This window comes from Acetobacter lambici, from assembly GCF_011516885.1.
Taxonomy (GTDB): domain Bacteria; phylum Pseudomonadota; class Alphaproteobacteria; order Acetobacterales; family Acetobacteraceae; genus Acetobacter; species Acetobacter lambici.
Genome location: NZ_WOTD01000006.1, coordinates 112,126 through 120,417, shown reverse-complemented (window position 1 = coordinate 120,417; position 8,292 = coordinate 112,126). Strand labels below are relative to the sequence as shown.

Here is an 8,292-nt window from a genome sequence, read left to right as displayed (position 1 = left end):
TTCCACCAACACTGCCTTCTCAGGCCGTGACACCCTCACTGCGTTCAGAACCCGCCGCCAGAAGCAGAATATCGTCAATATTCCAGATCGGGCTCCTGTGGGATGACTGAACTCTACAAAATGACCTGAAATTGCCTCAAGTGTGAGAAATCCGCGTCAAACGCATGCAGAACAGGTTCCATACGGAAATGACGCAGCCCTTGGTCGCGGTCACGCTCCATAATTGTGTTCGCTACAGGCAAACGGAAGTAAAATGGCAGGTCACGCCCTGTTGCGTGGCAGTAATCGCAGCGGGCTTCATTCAGTGCATTAAATGCAGCCAGAGCAACAGGGTCTTTGTGTGTTGGTGATGCGGGCAGAAGTTCCGTTGCCGTTACATGGTCGTAATGCAGCAAAAAGGCAACTGTACCGCCATATGCCAGCAAACCCACCCCTGCCAGAGAGACTAATATACGTTTCAAACCCCGATCCCCCGGTTCTATTTCTTTCTCTTATACGTTTTATTCATTCTTGAGCCTGTTGTGTTTGATGCACATCAAAATGTCAAAGCGATTATTTTTATCGTAATAATAGATAAAACCGATCAGGCTACAGGGCTGTTCACCAGATCGTGCATAAGCCGCGCGCGGGCTATGGCCACGTATTCCGCGTCTATTTCCATGCCCATGCCACTGCACCCAAGGCGTTGGGCAGCCAGCAGGGTGGTTCCTGTGCCCATAAAGGGGTCCAGCACCCGGCCCTTGGGTTTGCCGTGGAGCAGAATGCACTGCTCGGGCAGGGCTATGGGAAAAGTACCGGGATGATCAAATTTTTCCGCACGGCCACGCACGGTCTCGTAGGGAATAAACCATGCATCCCCCCGGCACCGCCGGTCCTGCCGGTGGCCACGGCGGGCAATGTTGGTTTTGTCCTTGTAGGGAACCCCAGCGCTCAACCGGTCAAGTGGTACATCCCCCCCAAGTGTGAAGTGGAAAAGATGTTCATGCCCCCGGTGCAGGTAGCGCTGGCTGTTCATGGGTTTGAAATGGCCGAAGCTGTTCTCCCCCACGGAAATGGATTTAACCCACGAAATATGGTTTTGCAGCACAAACAGGTCCCGCAACCGCACCGCCAGTTCAAATGGCAGCCACGGCTGGGCGGACGAGCCTGAAATATTGAGGAAAAACGAGCCATCGGGCTTAAGCACCCGTTGCAACTGGGTGGCGACCTGCACCATCCAGTCCAGATACTCGTTTTCCTCCTTCCGGTCGGGGTAACTCCGGTAGGACAGACCAATATTATAGGGGGGGGATGTTACGATCACATCCACGGTTTCCGCCTGCATGCGCCGCAACGCGCGCAGGCAGTCGCCTAGAACAATGTCCTGACGACCAACCTTATAGCGCTTTGCCCGTGCAGGTGGCGTTGGGGAACCCTCGGCCGGTGTGTGCGCACTCACGCACTACGCGCCGCCGCAAGACGCCAACCGCTGCCACCAACGCCCAGCAGGCGCTCAAGCGTCCACATATCCGAAAATTCGGTCACCGCGTCCGTGCCGGTAACGGGCTGACCTGCCTGATCTTCCACCAGACTGATCTGGTCGGAAACAATGCGCACATCAACCGCAGCCCCAAGCCCGACGTCCAACTGGGTCAGACGGACATCCTCGATCGCCAGAGAACGCACGGCCTGAATATCGGTCCGCTGTTTTTGTCCAGCGGCTTCACGCGTGGTTATGGCCGCATCAAACGAAGCATAGACCGCCGGGGTCAGGTAGGTTTTGAGCACATCGCGGTTGCCCTGCGCATAGGCTCCAACAACCTGCGCAAAAACAGTCTGCACGCTCATCAAAAACTGCTGGGGGGTAAAGCTTGTATCCTGCTGGTGAATATCAGTCAGCAACTGCCCGACCCGCGTACCGGGCGAGGGCACGTCATATTCAACAGCGGGGCCTGTGGGTTCAACCTTGTTCTCCACCATGCGCGGGGCTGCCTCCGCACGGGGGGGCACAGGCATGGTGGGGGGCTGAATGCCAACGCGCTTACCCAGAACACTGCGCAAGCGCAGAGCCAGAAAAGCGGCTACCAAAGCCAGAAGAACCAGATCGACCGGAAAGTGGTCGAGAGAAAAATCCATCTGTTGAACGTCCACCAAGCTACCTGCACACAGCGTTTGCAGGTTTATATATTATTAAGGGAAGCGCACTTTCCCTCGGGCTCTCGTTATCACATAGTCATGACTGAGCGCGGATACAATGAATACCAGCCCATCCGCCCTTGTAAAAGACCATTCCTGTTTTAAAAAAAAACCAGTCAGGCCACCATGATCATACTGCGTCATTGCGAAAGCGAGTTCAACCGCCTGTATGGGCTGAGCGGGCGCGACCCGTCCGTACCGGACCCGGCCCTTTCCGCCCATGGGCAGGACCATGCTTACGCTTTGGTGGATGAACTGCGCCACAAGAACATTACCAATATTCTGGTGTCCCCTTTTACACGGGCTTTGCAAACCGCCACCCCCATTGCCCGCGCACTGGGTATCACACCCGTTATTACCCCCCTTGTGCGCGAACGGGGCATGTATTCGTGCGACATAGGCTCCCCCGCCTCCGTTCTGGCGCAGAACTGGCCGCACCTCGACTTTGCCGATCTGCCAGAAAAATGGTGGTCCCCCCAACCAGAATCCGACCATGCACTCAGCCGGCGCGCGCAACGATTCCGTGAGCAGATGCAGCAGAAAAAACCACACGGACACACACTTGTCGTCTCACACTGGTGGTTCCTGCTCGAACTCAGTGGCCAAAGTCTGGAAAACGGGGACTGGCTCCACCTTTCACCATAAAAACACCGCGCTACCTCCCCACCACCCAAAGGCGCGCTCAGGTCCGGCACACCCGGATTGGAGTGTTGGCTAACCCCGCAGGTCATGCTACCGCCTTAAGGGAACCCAATACGTTTGAGAGCAGGAAGCTGTCATCAATGTCCGATACTGCCCAGTCCGTTCCGCCCGCCCTGCCACTGGCCATTAACCTCCAGTACACGCGCGATCTTTCCTTTGAAGTGCCTGTAGGGGCAGAAATATTTGCCACCCTGCGCGCCCAGCCCCAGATCGGTGTGAACATTGATGTGCAGGCCAACCGCCTGCAGGATGACCAGATGATTTACGAGGTCATTCTGAGCATCAAGGCCGAAGCCAAGGAAGCTCCGGAAACGGAAAATGGCCCCGCCGGGCGCACCGTATTCCTGACCGAACTGGTTTATGCCGCAGTCGTTACGCTGACCAACCCGCCGCCCGAACTGGTTGAACCGATCCTGCTGGTTGAAGTGCCACGTCTGATTTTCCCCTACGCACGGAATATCATCAGCGATGTCACGCGTGATGGCGGGTTCCCCCCCATTGTGCTCCAGCCGATCGACTTTGTGGCTCTATGGCAGGGCCGCCGTGCGGAATTCCCCGAAGCGGCAGGCCACGCATAAGCCCCTCCCGGCTTACGCTGTCCTTACAAAAAACCCGGCCCCATTGGGTGCCGGTTTTTTTTATGTCCTCAGTGCCTCAAGGGCTGCCAGCATGGCAGGGGCATCCGGGCTGGCTGCAACCATAACCGGCCCCCGCCATCCCGCCTGATGCAGGGCCTGCGCCACAACATCGGACATAACAACAGCACGCAGCGCCATAACCTGCGCCAAGATACGTCCATCTGGCACAGCATTCAGCCAGCTTTGTGCGCTTCGGGCTGAAAAGAACAGAATGGCCGCAATCCGCTCCATCTGTAACGCCTGAACGACAGAAGCCGGAAACTCCACCACCCCCTCCGCCCGATACGCCACCCGCCGCACAACGCTAAAGCCGTGGTTCCGCAGACTGGCGGCAAGGTCCACCCCCTGCCCGGCACCGGAAAAAAGCAGCAGAGTCCCCTGTTCAGGCGTGCCATTCCCCACCACAAGGCGCACAAGAGCTTGCGCGTTGCCTCCAGCGCTACAGACTGTAACAAAGCCTGCGGCCCGCGCCTTTTGCGCGGTACGGTCGCCAACAGCAAAAACAGGAACGGACAGGCTTACATTTTTTGCGGCCACTCCAACTGCCTGCCCACTGGTCAGCAGCAATGCCGCAGGGCGGCGTGGCAGATGCCCAACAGCACAGGCCTGCACATGCAATGCCGGTGCCAGAACAGGCTCCCATCCGGCTCTGGCAATGGCGGAAGCCGTCTCGCCCAACCCCGGCTCCGGCCGTGTGATAATGACGCCACGCGACGACGACGACGGCAATGACGGCGGGTGCATGGGCTGCGGCCTATATTTTTACGCGTTTTCCTCAAAAATATCGGAAGGGCTGTCCTTGCGCAGGCTGCATCCGAGTTCACGACCAAGGCGTGCCGCATCCTCTGGGGCGCCGCTCATGCTCCGTTTGAGCAGGAAGGACCCATCTTCCCGCGCAACAAGGCCGGTCAGGTGCAGTTTGGGCGTGTCACCCGCCACAACGGGAATAAGCTGGGCATAGCCCCCAATTGGCGTGCGGCATGACCCGTCCAGTTCCGCCAGCAGGGCACGCTCGGCCGTGGCAACGGCGCGGGCCTCGTAATCTTCGATCGCGGCAAGGAGTTCGCGTAGTTCAACATCATCCTCACGCACCGTAACGCCCACAATGCCCTGCCCGGCGGCAGGCACCATAACGGTGGGAGAAAGCACAATGCTGGCGCGCTCGGCCATGCCAAGGCGGCGCAGACCAGCCAGTGCCAGCAAGGTGGCATCACACTGCCGGGCGGCAAGCTTGTCGAGTCGGGTCTGCACATTGCCGCGGAGCAGGCCAAATTTAAGGTCAGGGCGAACATGCAGCATCTGCGCCTGACGGCGCACGGAGGCACAACCAACCAGCGCACCCTCTGGCAGAGCCGAGTACGGATCATCCGGGTCGGACTGTTCCAGCCGGGGGCCAAGGATCAGCGCATCACGTGCATCTTCACGCTTGAGCGTGCAGGCCAGCACCAGACCGGGGGGGAGTGTGGTCTCCAGATCCTTCAGGCTGTGTACTGCAAAATCAATCCTTCGGTCGGCCAGCGCCTCATGAATTTCCTTTGCAAACAGCCCCTTACCGCCAATTTCCGCCAACCGCCGGTTCTGCACCTGATCACCCGTGGTGTTGATCTGGTGCTCCTGAAACGCGTTCATGTCCCGCAATACGGGGCAAAAGCGCGTAAGCGTGGTCAGGAAGGCGCGTGTCTGGACCAGCGCAAGTGGAGACCCACGCGTGCCCACGCGCAAAGGCAGGGAGTGACGTCCCGAATGACTGCCCGCCTTTTTTTGGCGTGCAGCAGCTTCCGCGGCAACCTCCTGCAAAGCGGGAGAAAGGACGGGTGAGGAAGGGTAGGCTGAATCCATAAGATGTGTCTATTACCGGGAATGGAGAAAGGACAAGATACGATGAAGCCCGGCTGGTCTGAAAAACTTGCGCGACCGGAAAAACATTCCGCCCCTCCCCATCCGTTGCATTCGTGCAAGAATACCGCTTTTTTTATGGTGCGTCCATGAGTGACCTTTCCGCCACCCATCAGCCCGCCGGGCCGGTTCTGGCCATTGAGTCCTCGTGTGACGAGACCGCCTGCGCCATTCTGGCCCCCGATGGCACCTGCCTTGCCCAGCGTGTTGTCTCACAAGACGGACATGCGGATTTTGGCGGCGTGGTGCCAGAAATAGCCGCCCGCGCGCATCTGGCCCTCCTGCCCGCTCTGGTCGAGGCCACACTGGCCGATGCGGAGTTGGCCACCACGGACCTTGCCTTTATTGCCGCAAGCACCGGACCGGGGCTGATCGGTGGGCTAATTGTTGGCACAAGCTTTGCCAAGGGGCTGGCTCTGGCGCTGAATGTCCCGTTTGTTGCGGTCAACCATGTGGAAGCCCACGCCCTGACCGCCCGCCTGCCCGGTATTGTGCCCGGCGGCGCGCCCTTCCCCTACCTGCTGTTGCTGGTCTCGGGCGGGCATTGCCAGTGTATTGCGGTGGAAGGCGTGGGCCATTACCGCAAGCTCGGCGGCACCATAGATGACGCAGCGGGCGAGGCATTTGACAAGGTTGCAAAAATGCTCGGCCTTGGTTGGCCCGGCGGCCCGGCGCTGGAAAAACTGGCGCGTGAAGGCAAACCCGACGCCATAGCCCTGCCCCGCCCGCTACTGCACCGGCAGGGGTGTGACTTCTCATTCTCCGGGCTCAAAACCGCCATTGCGCAAAAGCTCGCACCCTACGGTCAGGAAGCGCTCCCACACCAGTTTGCAGCCGACCTTGCTGCATCCTTCCAGCAGGCCGTGGCCGATGTGGTGGCCGACCGGATAAACCACGCACTGGACATGATGCCACAGGCCCGGCTGCTGGTGGCCGCTGGTGGTGTTGCCGCCAACACCCCCCTGCGCGCCCGACTGGAGGACGTTGCCCAACGCCGAGGCCTGCGCTTTGCAGCGCCCCCGCTCAAACTCTGCACGGATAATGCCGTTATGGTCGGCTGGGCAGCGCTTGAAACATGGCGCAAAAGTGCCGAACGCGGCCTACCCGCTCCCAACAATACCACCCTGCGTCCACGCCCGCGCTGGCCACTGGAAGACATGGCCCAGCGCTTTGAACCCGGTCAGACCTCCGCATGAATTACCGCCACATCTACCACGCCGGCAATTTTGCCGACTGCATGAAGCACAGCCTGCTGGTCAGCCTGCTCCAGCATTTTTTACGCAAGGACTCGCCTTTTCTGGTGCTGGATACCCATGCAGGCATTGGCCGCTATGACCTTGAAAGCCCCGAGGCGGAAAAAACCGGCGAATACCAAAATGGCATTGGCAGGCTATGGGCAGAAGCACCAGACAGCCCGCTAACCCCATGGCTGAAACTGGTGCGCAAGGCAGGTGGGCCACGCTTTTACCCCGGCTCCCCACTGCTTGCATCGCTTATGCTCCGCCCGCAGGACCAGTTGATCTGCTGCGAAAAACACCCGGTTGATAAACGGGCACTCTACCGCCTGTTCGCAGGGCAGCCCAACATAAGCGTACACGAGCGCGATGCGTATGAAAGCCTGCGCGCCCTGCTCCCGCCCAAAACAGCAAAACGCGGCCTTGTGCTGATCGACCCTCCGTTTGAGGAACCGGGAGAGTTTGACCGACTGGCCGGAGCCCTACAGACCATTCACACCCGCTTTGCCGCTGGCATGATAGCGGTATGGTACCCCATCAAACACAGAACACCCGTGCGCCAGTTCCATACCAGTGTGGAGCAGGCCGGACACCGCAATGTGCTGGTTGCTGAATTGCTGATGCGCCCACCACATAACCCCGATGCACTTAACGGCGCGGGGCTTCTGGTGATCAAACCCCCTTATGGGTTTGCCACACAGGCCCAACAGCAACTCGATCGGCTAAAAACTGCCCTTGGTGCGTTTGAGGCTACGGTGAGCGAACTGGTGCCTGAATAAAACAACCCGGACAATCGTCCGATCACCATCCAAAAGGATGGGGAGCGTAAACACCGCTTTACGCTCCCCTCCTCCCACAACCTCTCAGGCACTTTTGGCAGGGTGTGGAATGTCCTTGAGCAGGTTGTGCCACATATCCATTGCAAAGCCCTGTACGCCTGCGGCCAGAATCTGCACGCCAATGCACAGCAGAACCAGTGCCGCCATGCGACTGACAATACGCGTGCCGGTCACCCCCAGCATGGACACCAGTTTTTCCGAACTGGAATAGGCTGCCCACACAATAAGCACCACGCATACGGCAGCAAAGGTCGTGCCCGCCGAATACGCCCAGAAGGAATGACCCGATGGGCAACCGGACCCAAGAGCAATGGCCACCGCAATAGTGCCCGGCCCCACGGTAAACGGCATGGCCAACGGAAAAAACGCGGAATCCGCCCAGTTGGGAGACATAACCGTGCGCCCACCCTGCAAGGCCTGTTTTTCCTTTTGCGCTTCCACACTTTCGGGGCTTTGCAGCAAGTCCCATGCCCGTACGGCCACTACCAGACCGCCCGCCACGCGCAGGGCGTTAACGGTCACGCCAAAAAACGCCAGTACGATCCCACCCAGCCATAACGAGACAATGACCAGCATGAAGGAATAAAAAGAGACCAGCCGTGCCAGCGCCATGATCTCCCGCTGGGAACGACCAGCGGAAGCCTGCGCAAAAATAAGAGCAGCCCCAAACGGATTAACAATGGAGAACAGTGCTGGAAACGCCAGCAGAAAGGAAGAAACCCCAGTCCTGACCATACTGCCGCTTAGCAGAACCTCGGGAAGATGAACCGACATAACCCCGCCCAGAACTCCAACAGAAAAAACGGC

Annotated in this window: 10 protein-coding genes; 4 read left to right on the top strand and 6 right to left on the bottom strand. The window is 59.0% G+C overall.

Going from position 1 to position 8,292, the window contains the following annotated elements; translation table 11 throughout:
- Positions 1–113: 113 nt before the first annotated feature.
- The 3 genes from GOB86_RS05260 to GOB86_RS05250 all read right to left on the bottom strand — a co-directional run bounded on the left by GOB86_RS05260 (position 114) and on the right by GOB86_RS05250 (position 2,115).
- Positions 114–461 (bottom strand): heme-binding domain-containing protein, encoded by a 348-nt coding sequence (locus tag GOB86_RS05260; RefSeq protein ID WP_165991310.1) that lies wholly within the window; start codon positions 459–461, stop codon positions 114–116.
- 122 nt (positions 462–583) lie between these two features.
- Positions 584–1,438 (bottom strand): DNA methyltransferase, encoded by an 855-nt coding sequence (locus GOB86_RS05255; protein ID WP_253543645.1) that lies wholly within the window; start codon positions 1,436–1,438, stop codon positions 584–586.
- A complete protein-coding gene (locus GOB86_RS05250; RefSeq protein ID WP_165991309.1) occupies positions 1,435–2,115 on the bottom strand; it encodes a Tim44/TimA family putative adaptor protein in 681 nt (226 codons plus the stop codon). The genes GOB86_RS05255 and GOB86_RS05250 overlap by 4 nt, the downstream gene beginning before the upstream one ends.
- A gap of 186 nt (positions 2,116–2,301) precedes the next feature.
- On the opposite strand from GOB86_RS05250, the gene GOB86_RS05245 reads away from it, so the two are divergent.
- A complete protein-coding gene (locus GOB86_RS05245) occupies positions 2,302–2,820 on the top strand; it encodes a histidine phosphatase family protein (RefSeq protein ID WP_165991308.1) in 519 nt (172 codons plus the stop codon).
- Positions 2,821–2,957: 137 nt separating this feature from the next.
- Positions 2,958–3,455 (top strand): protein-export chaperone SecB, encoded by a 498-nt coding sequence (gene secB / locus GOB86_RS05240; protein WP_165991307.1) that lies wholly within the window; start codon positions 2,958–2,960, stop codon positions 3,453–3,455.
- A gap of 60 nt (positions 3,456–3,515) precedes the next feature.
- On the opposite strand, the gene GOB86_RS05235 is transcribed toward secB, so the two are convergent.
- Entirely contained in the window at positions 3,516–4,259 is a 744-nt protein-coding gene (locus tag GOB86_RS05235; RefSeq protein ID WP_165991306.1) for a uroporphyrinogen-III synthase, read from the bottom strand.
- Positions 4,260–4,277: 18 nt separating this feature from the next.
- Complete coding sequence (gene hemC / locus GOB86_RS05230; protein WP_165991305.1) at positions 4,278–5,354, bottom strand: hydroxymethylbilane synthase; 1,077 nt, start codon at positions 5,352–5,354, stop codon at positions 4,278–4,280.
- Between the two features lie 146 nt (positions 5,355–5,500).
- Between hemC and tsaD the strand changes: the two genes are divergently transcribed.
- Both tsaD and GOB86_RS05220 read left to right on the top strand, forming a co-directional pair.
- Positions 5,501–6,607, top strand: coding sequence for a tRNA (adenosine(37)-N6)-threonylcarbamoyltransferase complex transferase subunit TsaD (gene tsaD, locus GOB86_RS05225; RefSeq protein WP_165991304.1), 1,107 nt, complete (start codon positions 5,501–5,503; stop codon positions 6,605–6,607).
- On the top strand, positions 6,604–7,425 hold the full coding sequence (locus GOB86_RS05220) for a 23S rRNA (adenine(2030)-N(6))-methyltransferase RlmJ (protein ID WP_165991303.1): 822 nt from the start codon (positions 6,604–6,606) through the stop codon (positions 7,423–7,425). Before tsaD ends, GOB86_RS05220 begins: the two co-directional genes overlap by 4 nt.
- Before the next feature lie 84 nt (positions 7,426–7,509).
- On the opposite strand, the gene GOB86_RS05215 is transcribed toward GOB86_RS05220, so the two are convergent.
- Entirely contained in the window at positions 7,510–8,259 is a 750-nt protein-coding gene (locus GOB86_RS05215; protein WP_165991302.1) for a MarC family protein, read from the bottom strand.
- Between the last annotated feature and the right edge of the window lie 33 nt (positions 8,260–8,292).